Raw genomic sequence first — 16,153 nt, forward strand, 5'->3', positions numbered from 1 at the left:
TTTCTTGCCTTTGGCGTCAGATCACTATCAGCCGGGCTCCGTTGGTGACTCGGCCATAGAGATCGACAACATCCTGATTGATCATGCGCACACACCCGCTCGACACCGATTTACCTATTGTCCAGTATTCCGGCGATCCATGGATGCGATAGAGCGTGTCCACGCCATTCTGGAAGATGTAGAGGGCTCGCGCGCCGAGAGGATTGTTTAGCCCGGGCGGCATGCCGCCATTGCTCGCGCTCCATTTTGCCAACTCAGGTTGTCGCGCGATCATTTCTTCGGGCGGGGTCCATTTCGGCCATGCCTGCTTCCATTGGATCACGCCTTCACCCGACCACTCGAAACCCTGCCGGCCAAGGCCAACGCCATAACGCATGGCTTTTCCATTTTCCTGGATCAGATGAAGGAAATATGTCTTTGTGTTGACGATCACTGTGCCAACCGGATACGGGCTGGTGAAATTCACCTGACGCCTCCAGAATTTTGATGGCACCTTGTCTATGTTGATAGCGGGGAGGGGGAACCGTTCGTCTGGCATCGGTCCATACATTACCCGGACATTGCTCAACCTTGGATCCGGCGAAGGCTTCTCATCCAGCTGTCCGGTCTTGGTTGCGGTTGTGCATCCGGACAAAGCCAGCACTGAAGAGCCCGCTGCTGCACAAATGAATTGACGGCGGTTCATAGTTTCTTTCATCGTGGACTCGTTCAAAAAACATCGGGGAAAACGAGCCGCAAATCCGGGCCTGATCTGCGGCTCGCAAGTTCTTGAATGTGAAGAACGGTTTTGATGCTACAGCACCACAACCCGGGCGCCGACCGGCACCCGCTCAAAGAGATCTTCGACATGTTCGTTGATCATGCGGATGCAGCCATTCGAAACTGAACGCCCGATCGACGATGGCTCTGTCGTGCCGTGGATCCGGTAAAGCGTATCGCGCCCATCCCGATATAAGTAAAGGGCTCGCGAGCCCAGCGGGTTCTTCGGGCCACCGGGCACACCCTTGGCGAAACGTCCGTACTTCTTCGGATTGCGTCTGATCATGTTTGCTGTAGGAGTCCACGATGGCCACTTGGCTTTTCGTCCCACCTCCGCTTGTCCGCGGAAAGCCAGGCCGGACCGCCCAACGCCCACCCCGTAACGGCGCGCCATGTCTGTCTCGAGTTGCAAATATAGGAAGTGGTTTTTCGGGTCGATAATTATCGTACCGGGCTCGTAACCGCTAAAGCTGGTACTTTGTGGCTCGAATTTCTCGTCCAGTTTGAACTTGTCGTCATGGGCGTAGGCGGGAAGCCCACAGGAGGTGGCAAGGCCAGCGCCAATGCCAAACAGCAGTCCTCTTCTCGAAATCATGTTTCACACTCACGTCGTTGAATTTTCCGATTAGCGCAGAATGCGCATTTGGACATTCAAGCGTGAGCGTCTGGCGGTCGCGGGACCACGTATCCTATGTCGAAGAGAAGCAAGGCTTTGAAGCTGGCGTCATACTCCTGCGCCTCATGCATGATTGGCGAAACATTTGAGACCGCAAATATCGCAAAGTGCATCTGACAGTGCGCGGAAACTTTGTTTCCGCTTTTCTCACCCAGTGGGATCTCGCCTGAACCAAGCGCACCTTCACTGTCGGTTGAATTGCACCCGACCGTGTCACCGGCGATTTGGCAGATAGGCAACACATCCACAGCATTGGCCGGGTGCGCCAGCGCTGGAAGCGCCAACAACAATGCTGCAACAAAGGTCAACACGCGAGTCATCAGGCCTTTGTCACTTCATTGGCGCGGTTTGTCTATATGACCGCTGATTAATTTTTTGTGATGAATACGGGCATTCTACACTCTCCCCGTGTTACGGACGTTGCTATGCGGCATCATCTTTTTTTGGTTGATGTCGATCCTACGTCGATGTTTGATTCAAAACTGTCCGGTGCCGGGAGCAGGGTTATCTCAGCGGACGGTACAGTGACCGCGGAACCCGTCTTGCACTCCGGTGGCTCGGCGAAACTCAAGGGTTCCGGGATTCGATATGTGGTCACTGCAGCACCTGCGCCGGCAGTCGGGCATGTTCCTTTTACCAACACGGTGGAACAAATCATGTCCCGCTAAGTTTGCCTCCCAAGGACGCTTCAGTGTGTGATGCGCGCGAAGCGGGTGTGTGGGACGGAGCAAATGCGAACGGCAGCATTGTGAAGGAGCGGTGGTGAATAACCTGTGGCTGGTCATTGGCCTCGCGCTTCTGCCTGGGCTCGGAAATTTCGCCGGCGCAATGGTTGCCGAATTCGTCCGGACATCGCCACGACTTCTTAACTTGGCGCTGCATGCGGCGTCGGGCATCGTCATCGGCGTGGTGGCCATCGAGCTGATGCCCGAGGCACTTGAAAATCTCGCCGGCTGGTGGATTGCCCTGGCGTTTGCAGCAGGGGGAGCGGCCTATATCAGCGCCGGGACGCTGATCGGGAAGATGAAGCCGTCGGAGAAGAGCGGCGGCAGCACCGGTATGTGGATGATTTATGTTGCCGTAGCTGTCGACCTCTCCGGTGATGGCTTGATGATAGGCTCCGGCACTGCGGTTGGTGCCTCGCTCGCCGTTGTGTTGGCAGCGGGGCAGGTACTGGCCGACTTTCCGGAGGGATACTCGGTCGTGGCAAACCTCAAAGAAAACGGCGTGTCGCGCAAGCGGCGGATCGCGGTCTCGTTGTCATTCCCTCTCTATTGCCTCGGAACGGCTGTACTTGCATGGTTGCTGCTGCGAAGCGCGCCGGATGCAGCGAAATACGCCGCGCTGAGCTTCGTCGCCGGGCTCCTGTCGGTCGCAGCAGTCGAGGACATGCTCGAGGAAGCACACGAGGCCGCGACCGACAACCGCCTCTCGGCACTGGCCTTCGTCGGCGGCTTCGTTCTCTTTACCCTGGTTTCCGCCGGTCTGGAGACAGTCATGGCCCGCGGTGGCGGATCGACCGGCCAGAGCAGTTCAGGGATCGAGCAAAGCAGGACATATGCAAATGCCTCATGACCATAGCCATGGCCATATCGACCCGCAATCGGGCGACCGGCGGGTCTCCATCGCGATCTGGGCCAACGGCGTCCTGACCGCCGCACAGATTGTCGGCGGAATTCTGTCCGGCAGTCTTGCCCTGATCGCAGACGCACTGCACAACTTCTCCGACATGGCGTCGCTGCTCATTGCCTTTGCCGCACGCAAGATTTCTCGACGGCCCCCGGACGAGCGCATGACGTTTGGCTATGGCCGCATCGAGATCGTCGCGGCGCTGATCAACTACACCACGCTTGTTCTTGTCGGCTTCTACCTGATCTATGAGGGAGGAATGCGGATGATCGACCCACCCCAGGTCCAGGGCTGGACTGTCGTCATACTGGGCGCTGTCGCACTCGCGGTCGACACGCTGACAGCGATGCTCACCTATTCGATGCAGAAAGGCAGCGTGAACATTCGCGCGCTTTTCCTGCACAATCTCTCGGATGCGCTGGCTTCCGTCGCGGTCATCATCGGCGGCGCCCTCATCATCCTCTATGACATGCGCTGGGTCGACCCAGCGATCACCATCGGCATCGCACTTTATATCCTCTATCTTGCCATAACAGAGATCGGCACTCCGATCCGGACGCTGATGCTCGGCAGCCCGCCGGAGATCGACGGCGGCGATGTCGTCAGAACCCTGCGCGGCGTCGAGGGCGTCGGAGATGTCCACCATGTGCATCTCTGGCAGATGCAGGAGCATGAGGCGGCACTCGACTGCCATGTCGTCGTGACTGCCGACGATTGGTCGCGGCTCGAGGCCATCAAGAACGAGATCAGGGACAGGCTGAACGATCGGTTCGGCATCGCGCATTCCACCCTTGAATTCGAGCATGAGAACCGAGCGCACGAAAATGCTGACCTCTATGGTCACGGCAATCCCGAGGAACAGGAGGAAGACCATGTTCACCGAGACGCGGACAAATCGTGACGACGTCATCGCAATCGCCTGCGAAGGCGAGCTCAGCGAAAGCGATCTTGAGCGGATGCACGCGTTGCTGCACGAACGGCTCACATCTGTAGAGAAGCCCGGCCTCGTCGTCGATCTGACGAATTTCCAAGGGTACACGGGCCTCGCTGCAATGCGAGAAGACTTCAAGATGGACACCGCCCATCGAAACGATTTCTCCCGCATCGCCGTTGTCGGCGAGGCGGCGTGGCAGCACTGGGGAACCACCCTCGCGAAGGCCTTGACCCGTGCCGAGATGCGCTGGTTCGACGCAAGCGCACTGGACGTGGCCGCGGAATGGGCGGGCGGGGTGTGACGCGACCGCCACCCTCCTGCCGTGCCCACGGCTTCCGTGGCCGCGCAGGCCGGCTTCCAACCCCTCTCCTGTCCGGGGCAGTCGCAGCCTTTCGGCTCTCCTCGCGCGGGCATGTGCCGGGAGCGTGGCTCACTGTCGGCTTCTGCGTTGCGGCCATGGTCGCCTCCAGCGCTCGCGCCCATACCGAGGGCGCGCCGATATCGCCACACGACTTCTGGACCGCATGGTCGCTGCAACTCACTGTCGTGGCGCCGATCGCGGTGGCGCTGCTGCTTTACGGGCGCGGCCTGCACCTCGCCTGGAGCCGCGCCGGCATCGGCAGAGGTACAGCCGTTTGGCAGGCTGGGCTGTTTGCGCTCGGGCTGACCGCACTCTGGGCAGGCCTCGTCTGGCCGCTCGACGCCATCGGCGAGAGCCTCTTTTCCGCCCACATGGCGCAGCACATCGTGCTGATGGGTGTGGCCGCCCCGCTCCTCGTGCTGGGTCTTCCGATGCCGACGATGATCCGGTCCCTGCCGAGAGAATGGCAACGCGGGCTGGCGCTGGCGGTCCGCTGGCAGCCGTGGCGCAGGTGCTGGAAATTCCTCATCCGCATTGATGTCGCAACCATTCTGCAACTGCTCGTATTCACCTTGTGGCACATTCCGGCGGCGATCGCGCTGTCGCTCGAAAATGATTTCGTGCACTGGCTGATGCACGGCTCGATGCTCGCCGCAGGACTTCTGTTCTGGACGGCCATTCTGCGCATGCGAAGCGACGAGTTCGGATCGGCGATCCTGGCTCTGTTTGTGAACTTCAAGTTCTCGCTTGTCCTGGGTGCGCTGCTTGCCTTCTCCTCACGTGCCTTTTACGAAAGCTACCTGGATCGCGGCCTCCCCTGGGGCGTCACTCTTTTGGAAGATCAGCAATTCGCGGGCGTCCTGATGATGGTTGTCCAGTCAATGATGTATCTGCTGGCCCTGGTCATCCGGGTAGCTCTTCTGCTCCGCTCGCCCGACAGCCGCGTTGCAACCAGGTTGACGCCGCAGACCGAAGGCCTCTCCCGATGACGAGACCCGGATTCCTCGCGGCGGCGCTGATGATCGCCCCCCTCGCCGGCTGCCAGGGCGCGCAATCCGCCTTCGATCCGGCGGGTGTCGAGGCGGAGCGCGTGCTCAACCTGTTCTGGATCATGCTGGCCGGCGGCACCGCCATCTGGATCGTCGTGATCGGCGTCAGCTACTATGCCGCCAGGGGCAAGTCCGGGCCCTATTCGGACAAATCCGGCATTCGGCTGATCGTCTGGGGCGGCTGCGTCTTTCCGGCCGTGGTCCTGGCGGGGCTGCTCTGGTGGGGTCTGACGATGATGCCGGAACTGCGGCGCGCAGCTGACGGACCCACCATCGCCGTCTCCGCAGAACGGTTCTGGTGGCGGGTGGCCTATGCCGTCGAGGGCGAGCCCGGCGTTATCCGCAAGCTGCCGCGTGGCGGCGTCCCGAGCGCGAACGAGATCTGGATTCCGCTCGGCAAGCGCACCGAGATCCTGTTGAGCAGCCCTGATGTCATCCATTCCTTCTGGGTGCCGCCCCTCGCGGGGAAGATGGACGCCATACCCGGCCGGGTGAACCGTCTGGTGCTGGAGCCCACCAGTCCCGGCGTCTTCAATGGCGCCTGCGCCGAGTACTGCGGTACGGCTCACACCTATATGGGATTCCGCGTCGTCGTTGTGCCCGAGGCAGAGTTCGAAGCCTACGTCACGTCGCAGGCGCTCCCCGCCGCAGTGGTTGACGGTCCCGGTGCCGGATTGTTCCTGCAGAACGGCTGCGCCGCCTGCCACACCGTGCGCGGCACCGCCGCGGACGGTGCCGTCGGACCCGACCTGACCCATGTAGCGAGCCGGCGCACAATTGCCGCGGGCCTGCTTCCAACAACCGTGGAAAATCTGGTGGCGTTCATCCGCTCGACCGAGCACATCAAGCCGGGCGTGGAGATGCCGGCCTTCGGTATGCTCCCCGAGGAGGAGATCACCGCAATCGCGCAGTGGCTGGGGACGCTCGAATGACCGACACGACGGACAAATCATCCACTGTGCCCGATCAGGAAGACGATGCGGTCCGTCGCGCGCAGGAGGACCGGCTGCGCGAGGTCTGGGCGGCACCGAAAGGCTGGCGCTACTGGTCGGCCGTCAACAATACCGAAGTCGGCATCTGGTACACGGCGCTATCCTTCATCTTCATGCTGATTGCCGGCGTGCTGGCGCTGATCATGCGGGCGCAACTGGCGGTGCCGGAGAACAACCTCGTCACGCCCGACTTCTACAACCAGGCGTTCACGCTGCATGGCACGGCGATGATGTTTCTCTTCGCAGTGCCGATCTTCGAGGCGGTTGCGATCATCCTGCTGCCGCAGTTGCTCGGCGCACGCGACCTGCCGTTCCCGCGGCTTTCGGCGTTCGGGTTCTGGTGCTTCCTCATCGGCGGCGTTTTCGTCATGGGCTCGATCTTCTTCGGCCAGGCACCGAGCTCGGGCTGGTTCATGTATCCGCCGCTGACAACGGAGGAGGAATTCACGCCTGGCTACGGACCCGACATCTGGCTGCTCGGCCTGTCGTTCATCGAAATCGCCTCCCTCGCCGCGGCGGTCGAACTGATCGTCGGAACTCTGAAATGCCGGCCGCCGGGAATGCGGCTCAACCTGATGCCGCTTTACACCTGGTATGTTCTGGTCGTCGCCGGCATGATCCTGTTCGCCTTTCCGCCCCTGATCGCCGGCGACATCCTCTTCGAACTCGAACGGTTGTTCGACTGGCCGTTCTTCGACCCCAGTCGCGGCGGCGATCCGGTCCTGTGGCAGCACCTGTTCTGGATCTTTGGCCATCCGGAGGTCTACATCGTGTTCCTGCCGGCGATCGCGCTTGTCGCCATGATCGTGCCGACCTTCGCGCAAAGGCCGATCCTCGGCTATTCCTGGATCGTGCTCGCCGCGGTCGGCACCGGCGTCATCTCGTTCGGCCTGTGGGTGCATCACATGTACACCACGGGACTGCCCTCGATCTCGCTCGGCTTCTTCTCGGCTGCGTCCGAAGCGGTGGCGATCCCGACCGGCGTGCAGATCTTCGTGTTCATCGCGACGCTTCTGACCGGTCGGGTAATCCACTCGGTGCCGATGCTGTTCGTGTCCGGGGCGCTCGCCAATTTCGTGATCGGCGGGCTTACCGGCGTCATGGTGGCGCTGGCGCCGTTCGACTGGCAGGCGCACGACACCTATTTCGTCGTGGCGCACCTGCACTACGTCCTGATCGGCGGCATGCTGTTTCCGGTCGCCGCAGGCGTCTATTACTACTGGCCACTGGTCAGCGGCCGGAAGCTTTCCGACAGGCTCGGCCGGATCGCGTTCTGGATGATGTTCGCTGGCTTCAACCTCGCTTTCCTGCCGATGCACTACTCCGGCCTTGCCGGCATGCCCCGGCGCGTCTGGACCTATCCGGAAAGTCTTGGCGTAGGCACCGCCAACATGATCTCGAGCGTCGGCGCCTTCGTCTTTGCCACCGGGATCCTGATCATCGTCTGGGACGTGCTGCGCCCGCGCGGCAACGAGCCCTACGCGAAACGCAATCCCTGGAACGCTGGCACGCTGGAATGGCTGGTCGAGATGCCGGGCGAGAGCTGGGGCGTCCGCTCCATTCCGGCCGTCACCTCGCGCTATCCGATCTGGGAGCAGCCGAATTTCATCGATGACGTCGACAAGGGAAGGTTCTACCTCCCCGACGCTGCGGAGATGAAGCGCGAGACAATCATCACGTCGGTCCTCGATGGCAAGCCGCTGCAATGCCTGCGCGTACCGGGTCCGAGCTTCATGCCGATGATAGCCGCGGTCTTCACCGGAGCCGTGTTCATCTTCGCGACCTTCCATTGGTGGGCAGCGACGATCGTCGGGATGGGGCTGTCGACGATCTCGATCATGGTCTGGCTCTGGCGCGGCACCGCCGTGATCCCGGAGAAACCGGAGAAGGACGTTGGCCTCGGCCTGAAGCTGCCGCTCTACAAGTCCGGGCCGCATTCGGTCGGCTGGTGGGCCATGTTCATCATGATGATGGGCGACGCAACCGCGTTCCTCGGCCTGGTCTTCGGCTACTACTACTTCTTCACCATCCATGCGGATTTCCCGCCGCCGGCGACGGTCGGTCCCGGCGTGCTCTGGCCCAGCGTCGCTTTCGGCCTTTTCGCGGTCGCCTGGGCGGCGGCGCTCGGCGCACGCCTATCGAATCAGGCCGGCCGCGTCGGGCGCGCCCGGGCACTCATGGCGGCGGGCGCACTCGTTGCCCTCGCCGCAAGTGCGGCGCTGCTCTGGGGACCATATGTCACGGGGCTCCGCCCCACGGCGCACGTCTATCCGGCGACGGTCTGGGTTATCATCATCTGGACCGCCGCGCACGGCGTCGCGGGAAGTCTCATGCTTGGATACTGCCTCGCCCGCTCGCTGGCGGGGCGGATGACGCCAGCGCACGACATCGATATCTTCAATGTCGCGCTCTACTGGCACTTCGTCGGGCTCACGGTGATCGTCACAGTAGGGACGCTCGCCTATCTCCCCGTCCTGATGTGAGGGCGATACATGCAGGTATTCGGCAAGACGCAAGACAACCTCTGGACCCTGGTGGCCGCGCCGACCATCTGGGGCTTCCATTTCCTGTTCAGCTATTTTTTGGCGGCTTACCGATGCGCGCCGAATGATGATGTCTTCAGGAACATCGGCGGCACGCGAATGGCGATTGCCGGAGTCACAGCCGTCTGCCTGCTGCTGATCCTGCTGATTGCTCGCCGCGCCTGGCGCGAATGGCGCGCCGATGGCGGCGGCTATAGCAACAATCAGGACACGCCCGAGGCGCGTGAGCGCTTCCTGGAATTCTCGACGCTGCTTCTCGCCGCGCTCTCCTTCGCCGCGGTGGTCTTCGAGACGCTACCGGTCTTCGTCTTCTGGGACTGCCGGTAATGCGCCCGCGATCGCCCGGGAGGGATCCATGCACCTGAACGTCGTCATCACCTGGAAGAGGATCTCCGGCCTCGCCGTGCTTGGCTTGACAGGCGCGCTGCTGGTCGGCTGGATAGGCCTGGTTTCGATCGCTGCCTCGGCCGGGCATTGGTCGGTGACACAATGGTTCCTCGGCTGGACGATGGAGAATGCTGTCAGAACACAGTCGATGCTGATCTCGAAGCCCGAGGAGATCGACCTCGGCGACCCGATGCTGGTGCGTCGCGCGGCCGGGCATTACGCGACCGGCTGCGCATCCTGCCACGGCGCCCCCGGCGTGCCGCAATCACCGGTGGTCGAGGAGATGGTGCCCTCGCCGCCGCGCCTCGAGGAGAAGGTCGCGGAATGGAGCGACGAGGAGCTGTTCTGGATCGTCAGGAACGGCATCAAGTACTCGGGGATGCCGGCCTGGCCGGCGCAGGACCGCAAGGACGAGGTTTGGGCGCAGGTGGCGTTTCTTCGGGCGCTTCCCGAGATGTCCCGGGCCGAATATGCGAACCTCGCGCTGGGCGGCGGATTGGCTGACGACGATCTCGAAGCGGGTGGTGAAACCATGCCCGCACTCGCCGGCATCATCGACAACGCGCTCTCCGATTGCGCCCGCTGCCACGGTCGCGACGGGCTGGGCCGCGGAGAGGACGAGGCCCGCCACGCCTTCCCGGTAATTGCCGGCCAACCCGCGCCCTATCTCTATGCCACCCTGCTCGCCTTTGCGCGTGGCGACCGTCAGAGCGGTTTCATGGAACCGCCCGCGACCCGCTACGAGACGGAGGTGCTCGCCGAACTCGCGCACTACTTTGCGGCGCAGCCGGCGCCCCCTGGTTCCGACGACGAAGCCGTGGCTGCTCGCGGACCGGCTGGTTCCGACACGAGCGACGACGCGCCCGCATCCGCCCCGCCGGCGGTCGCGACGGATGCGGTCGAAGCGCTGGTTCCGGCCGCCGAAACACAACAGGACGAGGCGGGGGTGCTCGAGGGCGAAGGCGATGCCGGGGGAAGCGCGGTGCCGATGGCAGCGGCTGCGGGGCCTCCGGCCAGCCGGGATGAACTTCTGGAGCTCGGGCGGGGCATCGCACTGGAGGGCATCGCTTCTCGCAAGCTTCCCGCCTGTCAGAGCTGTCACGGCGCCGCCGGCCGTTCGCGAAACCCCTATTATCCCTATCTCTCCGGTCTGCCCGAATGGTACCTCTCGGAGCACCTTCATCTCTGGAAAGAAGGAACGCGCGGCGGCACGCAATACACGCACGTCATGGCAGAGATCGCCGAGAACATGACGCAAGAACAGATACAGGCCGTCTCCGCTTGGTACGCGACGCAAGCCTCCGAAGGCCGATAAAACCGCAACGGCGCCACGATGGAGGATCCGCTCGACAATCCGGACGTTTTCTGTTCGCCCACCGAGGCCAGTGCCGCACCATCAAAATCACGCCGCCGACATCAGCGGCAATCTGCTGGCTGATGAGGAGAAGTTGGGCGCCTTCAAGTGCGAGGGCATCGAGTTCGTTTGAACAGGGCTCAAAGCCGGCGCAACTGGATCGATTGGCCTATTCTCAAGCAGTCGAACCGGCGGGAGCAGCGAGCCCTCAACCACGTTTACAAAAGCGTCGTTCCGAAACCTCAATGTCATTGCGAAAACTCGAGCAATGGGATTCGGCCATTCCGTTCCGACCTTAGCTAGACGAAGGTCTGTTTTTTGAGAAGTGTAACCAAGAGCCGCCAGCCAGCGGTCGGCCCCTTTCCGGTCATTCGTTGATATCTCTGAGAGCAGCCCTTCCCCCCTGTTTTGCCGACTATAAGGTCTTGAATGGAATCGAACCCGCGACCCAGCTGCTACCAAAGTCCTCGGCCTCAAATTCTTCAACAACCTAGTTTGGCTTGATCTCAATAACATGACGGATCTGGGGCGAGACCGAAACTGGGCGCCTCTGGATTTTGACCGTCACCGGATGACGGAAACCCGATCTTGTTTTCTCCCTCGTTCCGCGCGGCTGCGGACTATCGCGGGGAATGGAGAAGATATGTTGATCGCGTGGACTGGACAAAGCGACGGGCGCCAGCTCCTAAAATTGCCTGGGCCACCGTTGCAGCCGCCGACATCACCACATTCCGACGGAGTGACCCGATAGATAGCCCGCTCCCGCCACAAGAAAAGTCAACAACACGGCGACGATTGCAAAGCGCCCGTGAGCGCCAGCTTTGATTCCGAGGATTTCAAGAAAGAGAGAGTCTTTGGGTTCCATGGCGCAGTCCTTTCACCAAAAGAAATGTTGGTGGGCTGCTACTGCTACGCAGTTTAGCAGCCACTGGAGGTTTGCCAAGTGGCGGCGCCAAAAGTCGGTCTAGACCGCGTTTGCTAAGCCACTGATTTGACGAGGAAGTATTTTCGCTGGCAAGTACTTCCATCTAAACGGCTGTCCGCAGGAGCGCACCGGAGCGCGCAATTCGAAAACGGTCTATTCCTCACGGTTTTCCTGAACCCGCGCGTACGGCTTTTTACGCGGGGAGAAAAGGATTTGGGCTTTGACCTCAAAATCGTAAGATTGCGAACAGTGATTTGGTCGTTCGGGAACAGCCATGGTTGATAAACCGCAGCAGCAGCCACAAAGAGAGCACCACTTCTTCGTATCGACTGCGAAGTTTCTTTTCCATCATCCTCAGCACGGCATCGTCGCTGTCCGCGATCCCATAAGGCTGGCCGATGCGAAACGACGCGAGCTGGATCCCATCATACTCTACGGCGTCACCGTCGCCGGCCTGCCGATCCGCTGGCTGACATTCTCGACCGTCGGCCAGCGCAAATCTTTATGCGAGGTGCTGTGGACGGCTTGGAAAGACGCGGAGGGGTTGCGGGGCTTGCCGGATGTTCTTCGTGTCAATCGCTATATGGCACAGGCAGATCCGGGGCTCGCGGCGGATCTCGCCACAATCGGCGTCCGTCTTGAGGTTGCCGATACCAAGGATAAGACAGCTCCTGCATCACTTCGCTCGGCTCACGATGACTCCCGATGGCTGTCGCAACGGCATGATCCGGTCGATTTGTCGTTGGCCGCATGCGTGGAAGCCCTTTGTCTCGATGCGCAGGACGCTCACAACCGGAGTGCGCACCGCGGGCCTCGCGGCCTCAGCAATCGAAAACTGGAGGACAGCATAGAGCAATGGCTGAGCTTGCCGATGCGCCAACCGCCATCTGTTCCCCTCGAAGACCGGGATTGGGAAGCTGGCCGATGGCTGTCATCCTGGGAAACGGCGCTCCCACCCGATCAACCCCGCTATTTTCATTACGACGGTATGAGCCGAAGGACTTGGCTGATTTCGGGAGAAGAGCCGTCAGACGATGACGACGATGATGACTACGAATTTCCGGCCTACGAAGAGCACGACAATACGGCTGAAATCGCCCGGAATCTGGTCGCCTGCTGGCCCAACCCGCCGAAAGACGTCGCAGCGGCAGCCGGGATCACCCTGCGCCAACTCCAATGGTTTACCTCGGAACGTGCGACCCTAGACAAATCGACCCACTACGACCTGCGGCATCTACTGGGCATCGAGTATGACGAGCGGATGGGCGGCTATACGCCGGCAGGGCCCTATGTTTTGATCGCCAGGAAAGCTCAAGCGATCGAGGCAATCTATCAGGAGATTTCCGGAGGCGGTGATGCCTGCCCCTGCGAACTCGTTCCGGCTCAGGGACAGGCCGATCCGAGCTGGAGGTACGTCTTGATCAATGCGCATAGCACACCGCCGACCATTGTCATGGCCCCTCGCGGCGAGGTGATCACGGAACGGCTTCCCGACCTGATTCTAAACTACGAGGGCATTCGGCCGGTTTCTCAGGCTTTATACCGAGATGTTGTTACCACCTGCGCCCGGGCCTGCCAGACACCTCAGGCCAATGTCCGAGAGATGACGGAATTCGCAAAACGGTATGAACGATACTGGATAGATTGCGCATGGCTTCCGGACTGAACGTTCTGGTAGAGCTTAGCCCTGATGTCTGATCGTGTTCGAACATACCGGCCTGGTTTCGTTGCGCGCTTCCTTCCCCAAGGGAAATGGAAGGTGACACTGCGCCTGTCTTTACCGGCGACCATACAAATTACCCAGAACGGCGCCGAGAACATTGCGTGCCTGAATGTTGTCGCGATTTCCGTCAGCAAAGCGTTGCTCTGGCATTCGGTCGAAGTCCGGGCTCGCGATCAGGTCTACAGCCTAAATTGTCTTGGAGAAGAGGCTGCCACCCGGTTGGCGGCCGATCTCTATAGTTTCATCAACAGCTACCTCTTCGATCTGATCAGCTCCGATACCGAGCATCTGAACGCGGTGGATACGAAACTGATGGCTATCGTGGAGGGACAAAACCAATATCTCGCCCATGCTGACCTTGCACGGGCTATTGCCAGTGTGGAGAGTCAAGCCGCCGCGGCACTTTCGCACCCCCTGTTCGATCCGGAATTGATGACAGCCACCGTGAAAGCGACGCTTCCCCGATCGCTCGCCTTCATCACCGATCCTGCTGTCCGCCACAGATACAACGATGCGTTTGTCTCGGCCGAGCTGGCGAGATACCGATCGTTCTTCGACGACCTGGACGGCCGGTCGTTGTCCGATCAGCAACGCGAAGCTTGCATTCGACTGGAGGACAACAACCTTCTTGTCGCCTCCGCTGGATCGGGCAAGTCCGCCACGATGGTCGGCAAGGTCGCCTATGTCCTCGACAAGAAGCTTTACCGCCCGGAAGATATTCTTGTGCTCGCTTTCAACAAGGACGCGGCCCACGAACTGAAGGAGCGAGTAGCCCGGCAGCTGGCGGTCGATCCGGACGATCTGAAATGCAAGGTGACCACGTTTCACGCGCTCGGTCTCGGTGTCATTCGGGAAGTCGAAGGACAGCCGCCACAGCTTGTCAACTGGGTTGAGCACCCCGCCGGCGAAGCGAAGGTCATTGAACAGATCATTGACGAGTTGCTGCGGTCGGATCCGGAGTTCTCCCGGCTCTGGGTCAATCTCCTCGTCCTTCATCCCAAGGCGGATATTCCGGCAGAAGTGTTCGATTCCAAGGCGGACTATGATCGGTACCTCTCAGCACGTCGACGAAAAGGTAATGCGACCATTGGCACAATGGCTGGCATCTATGTGAAATCACTTCAGGAACAGACGATCGTCAATTGGCTCTGGTTGCAGTCCGTCGAATTCGAATACGAGCGTCAGATCCCCATCGAAGAGGATAATGGCGGGATCCGACATCTGCATCCGGACTTCCACTACCCTGCCAGCAATACCATCCATGAGCACCTCGCCATCAATGCGGACGGTTCCTCCCCGTTCGACAACTACATTACCCATGCCGAGCATAAGATGACCGCCTACCGCAACGCCGGCATCGACGTATTTCAGACAACGTCGGCGCAAGCACGCGACGGATCGCTGCTCGCAACCCTACAGGCAGAAATCACGAAACGAGGCATTCCACTCCAACAAAAAAGCTACACGGCAATCGTCAAAGGTCTCGAGCCAGTGGTCATCAAGCACTATCACAAGCTGACAGCGGTCTGTATCAAGCACATCCGGGCTAGCCACCTCACCCTGGACATGCTGCTTGAGCGAGCCAAATCGCTCCATGACCGGACCCGTGCCCGAGAATTTGCTCAGGTGATCTGGAAGATCACCGAATCCTATTCACGGAAGCTGGACCAGGCTAAACGCATCGACTTCGACTCGATGATCGCGAACGCCACACATCTCGTGGAGACGGGGCAATACCGGAGCCCCTACTCGCTGATCCTTGTCGATGAGTTCCAGGATGTATCGGAGCCACGCGCGAATCTGATCAAGGCGCTGAAACACCAGAAGCCGTTCACGAAAATCTTTGCCGTTGGTGACGACTGGCAATCGATCTATCGTTTTGCCGGTTCTGACATTACCATTTTCACGCAGTTCGAGGCAAACTTCGGAGCGAGCTGGCAAGGTCGACTGGAGCAAACGTACCGTTGCAATCAGCTCATAGCGGAGACGGCCGCCAGCTTCGTTCAGCGAAACTCGGCTCAGCTGAAGAAGTCGGTACGCTCGACGCGACCAGCCATCCCACGATCGATCCGGGTCATTCCGATCAGTGGTGAAGGGAGCAAGCCGGAATTCGGCGAGGCGTGTCACCAGCTCTTGCAACGGCTAAATTCGTTCCTGGGTGGGATTTCGGGGCAATGGCGGACAAAGGGGCGCGAAAAGCTCAACGTCATGGTCCTATGGCGCTATAACCAGCTCGATCCGTTCAAGGGTACACCGCCAAAATTCGAAAATATCGAGGTTTCCGGACTGTCGTTCCATCGCGCCAAAGGACTCGAGGCCGACTACACAATCCTGCTCGATGTCAGCGAAGGCGACTACGGCGTGCCGAGCCGGATCGAGGACGACGAACTTCTCAATCTGGTCATGCCACGACCAGAAAGCTTCGAGTTTGCCGAAGAGCGTCGCCTTTTCTATGTCGCATTGACTCGGGCAAGCCGCGGCGTGTTTTTGCTCACGAATAGCCGGGAGCCTTCTCGATATATCCGCGAACTTTCCGACATTGCCGGCGAAGATTTGCGATTTGAATCGATCGATGGCGATCCCCTGCATCAATGTCCCAAATGCCGGGTTGGCCAGTTGGTCGAAAGGAATGGCCGCGGTAACAGCCGGTTTCTGGGATGCAATCAGTATCCAGAATGCGAGCACACTGCACAGTTGCGCTGAACCGTCTAGGGCGATCCGAGTCCGTTACGCCGAGGGAGCATCAAACTTCTCACGTCACTTTTCAGTTGACACAAATAGTCAATTCAGAATTGACAAATTGATTTATTTGTAAAGTTTC

14 protein-coding genes are annotated in these 16,153 nt (G+C 60.3%); 10 read left to right on the top strand and 4 right to left on the bottom strand.

Annotated elements, in window-relative coordinates:
• Positions 1–16: 16 nt before the first annotated feature.
• The 3 genes from JET14_RS21655 to JET14_RS21665 all read right to left on the bottom strand — a co-directional run bounded on the left by JET14_RS21655 (position 17) and on the right by JET14_RS21665 (position 1,755).
• Positions 17–697 (bottom strand): L,D-transpeptidase, encoded by a 681-nt coding sequence (locus JET14_RS21655; RefSeq protein ID WP_024706467.1) that lies wholly within the window; start codon positions 695–697, stop codon positions 17–19.
• Positions 698–793: 96 nt separating this feature from the next.
• Positions 794–1,354, bottom strand: a complete 561-nt coding sequence (locus JET14_RS21660) for a L,D-transpeptidase (RefSeq protein WP_036235789.1) — start codon at positions 1,352–1,354, stop codon at positions 794–796.
• A gap of 56 nt (positions 1,355–1,410) precedes the next feature.
• A complete protein-coding gene (locus JET14_RS21665) occupies positions 1,411–1,755 on the bottom strand; it encodes a hypothetical protein (RefSeq protein ID WP_024706469.1) in 345 nt (114 codons plus the stop codon).
• 442 nt (positions 1,756–2,197) lie between these two features.
• Here JET14_RS21665 and JET14_RS21670 point away from each other — a divergent pair, with 442 nt between their 5' ends.
• The 8 genes from JET14_RS21670 (at position 2,198) to JET14_RS21705 (ending at position 10,645) form a co-directional block, all read left to right on the top strand.
• Positions 2,198–3,010, top strand: coding sequence for a ZIP family metal transporter (locus tag JET14_RS21670; protein WP_024706470.1), 813 nt, complete (start codon positions 2,198–2,200; stop codon positions 3,008–3,010).
• Positions 3,000–3,965, top strand: a complete 966-nt coding sequence (locus JET14_RS21675; protein ID WP_024706471.1) for a cation diffusion facilitator family transporter — start codon at positions 3,000–3,002, stop codon at positions 3,963–3,965. Before JET14_RS21670 ends, JET14_RS21675 begins: the two co-directional genes overlap by 11 nt.
• The gene (locus JET14_RS21680) at positions 3,937–4,299 is read left to right on the top strand and encodes an STAS/SEC14 domain-containing protein (protein ID WP_024706472.1); all 363 of its coding nucleotides are present in this window, start codon (positions 3,937–3,939) and stop codon (positions 4,297–4,299) included. Before JET14_RS21675 ends, JET14_RS21680 begins: the two co-directional genes overlap by 29 nt.
• A 155-nt stretch (positions 4,300–4,454) precedes the next feature.
• Positions 4,455–5,348, top strand: coding sequence for a cytochrome c oxidase assembly protein (locus JET14_RS21685; protein WP_200338397.1), 894 nt, complete (start codon positions 4,455–4,457; stop codon positions 5,346–5,348).
• Positions 5,345–6,340 carry a cytochrome c oxidase subunit II gene (coxB, locus tag JET14_RS21690; RefSeq protein ID WP_024706474.1) on the top strand — a complete coding sequence of 332 codons (996 nt, stop codon included), beginning with the start codon at positions 5,345–5,347 and terminating at the stop codon, positions 6,338–6,340. The genes JET14_RS21685 and coxB overlap by 4 nt, the downstream gene beginning before the upstream one ends.
• The gene (gene ctaD / locus JET14_RS21695) at positions 6,337–8,883 is read left to right on the top strand and encodes a cytochrome c oxidase subunit I (protein ID WP_061449947.1); all 2,547 of its coding nucleotides are present in this window, start codon (positions 6,337–6,339) and stop codon (positions 8,881–8,883) included. The genes coxB and ctaD overlap by 4 nt, the downstream gene beginning before the upstream one ends.
• A 9-nt stretch (positions 8,884–8,892) precedes the next feature.
• Positions 8,893–9,270, top strand: a complete 378-nt coding sequence (locus JET14_RS21700) for a hypothetical protein (RefSeq protein WP_024707551.1) — start codon at positions 8,893–8,895, stop codon at positions 9,268–9,270.
• A 28-nt stretch (positions 9,271–9,298) separates the two neighbouring features.
• Positions 9,299–10,645, top strand: a complete 1,347-nt coding sequence (locus JET14_RS21705) for a c-type cytochrome (RefSeq protein ID WP_061449946.1) — start codon at positions 9,299–9,301, stop codon at positions 10,643–10,645.
• A 760-nt stretch (positions 10,646–11,405) separates the two neighbouring features.
• On the opposite strand, the gene JET14_RS21710 is transcribed toward JET14_RS21705, so the two are convergent.
• Positions 11,406–11,549: a hypothetical protein gene (locus tag JET14_RS21710; RefSeq protein ID WP_156484764.1), complete on the bottom strand. Its 144-nt coding sequence runs from the start codon at positions 11,547–11,549 to the stop codon at positions 11,406–11,408.
• 334 nt (positions 11,550–11,883) lie between these two features.
• On the opposite strand from JET14_RS21710, the gene JET14_RS21715 reads away from it, so the two are divergent.
• Both JET14_RS21715 and JET14_RS21720 read left to right on the top strand, forming a co-directional pair.
• Positions 11,884–13,275 carry a hypothetical protein gene (locus tag JET14_RS21715; protein WP_036238496.1) on the top strand — a complete coding sequence of 464 codons (1,392 nt, stop codon included), beginning with the start codon at positions 11,884–11,886 and terminating at the stop codon, positions 13,273–13,275.
• 24 nt (positions 13,276–13,299) lie between these two features.
• Positions 13,300–16,035, top strand: coding sequence for a UvrD-helicase domain-containing protein (locus JET14_RS21720; RefSeq protein ID WP_024710156.1), 2,736 nt, complete (start codon positions 13,300–13,302; stop codon positions 16,033–16,035).
• Positions 16,036–16,153 lie beyond the last annotated feature (118 nt).

Origin of the sequence: Martelella lutilitoris (assembly GCF_016598595.1) — a bacterium.
GTDB classification, from domain to species: domain Bacteria; phylum Pseudomonadota; class Alphaproteobacteria; order Rhizobiales; family Rhizobiaceae; genus Martelella; species Martelella lutilitoris_A.

Bases quoted from the DNA above. Each gene is read 5' to 3' on its own strand.
- JET14_RS21655 (WP_024706467.1), bottom strand. From the start codon at position 697: ATGAAAGAAACTATGAACCGCCGTCAATTCATTTGTGCAGCAGCGGGC.
- JET14_RS21660 (WP_036235789.1), bottom strand. From the start codon at position 1,354: ATGATTTCGAGAAGAGGACTGCTGTTTGGCATTGGCGCTGGCCTTGCC.
- JET14_RS21665 (WP_024706469.1), bottom strand. From the start codon at position 1,755: ATGACTCGCGTGTTGACCTTTGTTGCAGCATTGTTGTTGGCGCTTCCA.
- JET14_RS21675 (WP_024706471.1), top strand. From the start codon at position 3,000: ATGCCTCATGACCATAGCCATGGCCATATCGACCCGCAATCGGGCGAC.
- JET14_RS21680 (WP_024706472.1), top strand. From the start codon at position 3,937: ATGTTCACCGAGACGCGGACAAATCGTGACGACGTCATCGCAATCGCC.
- JET14_RS21685 (WP_200338397.1), top strand. From the start codon at position 4,455: ATGGTCGCCTCCAGCGCTCGCGCCCATACCGAGGGCGCGCCGATATCG.
- coxB (WP_024706474.1), top strand. From the start codon at position 5,345: ATGACGAGACCCGGATTCCTCGCGGCGGCGCTGATGATCGCCCCCCTC.
- ctaD (WP_061449947.1), top strand. From the start codon at position 6,337: ATGACCGACACGACGGACAAATCATCCACTGTGCCCGATCAGGAAGAC.
- JET14_RS21700 (WP_024707551.1), top strand. From the start codon at position 8,893: ATGCAGGTATTCGGCAAGACGCAAGACAACCTCTGGACCCTGGTGGCC.
- JET14_RS21705 (WP_061449946.1), top strand. From the start codon at position 9,299: ATGCACCTGAACGTCGTCATCACCTGGAAGAGGATCTCCGGCCTCGCC.
- JET14_RS21710 (WP_156484764.1), bottom strand. From the start codon at position 11,549: ATGGAACCCAAAGACTCTCTCTTTCTTGAAATCCTCGGAATCAAAGCT.
- JET14_RS21715 (WP_036238496.1), top strand. From the start codon at position 11,884: ATGGTTGATAAACCGCAGCAGCAGCCACAAAGAGAGCACCACTTCTTC.
- JET14_RS21720 (WP_024710156.1), top strand. From the start codon at position 13,300: ATGTCTGATCGTGTTCGAACATACCGGCCTGGTTTCGTTGCGCGCTTC.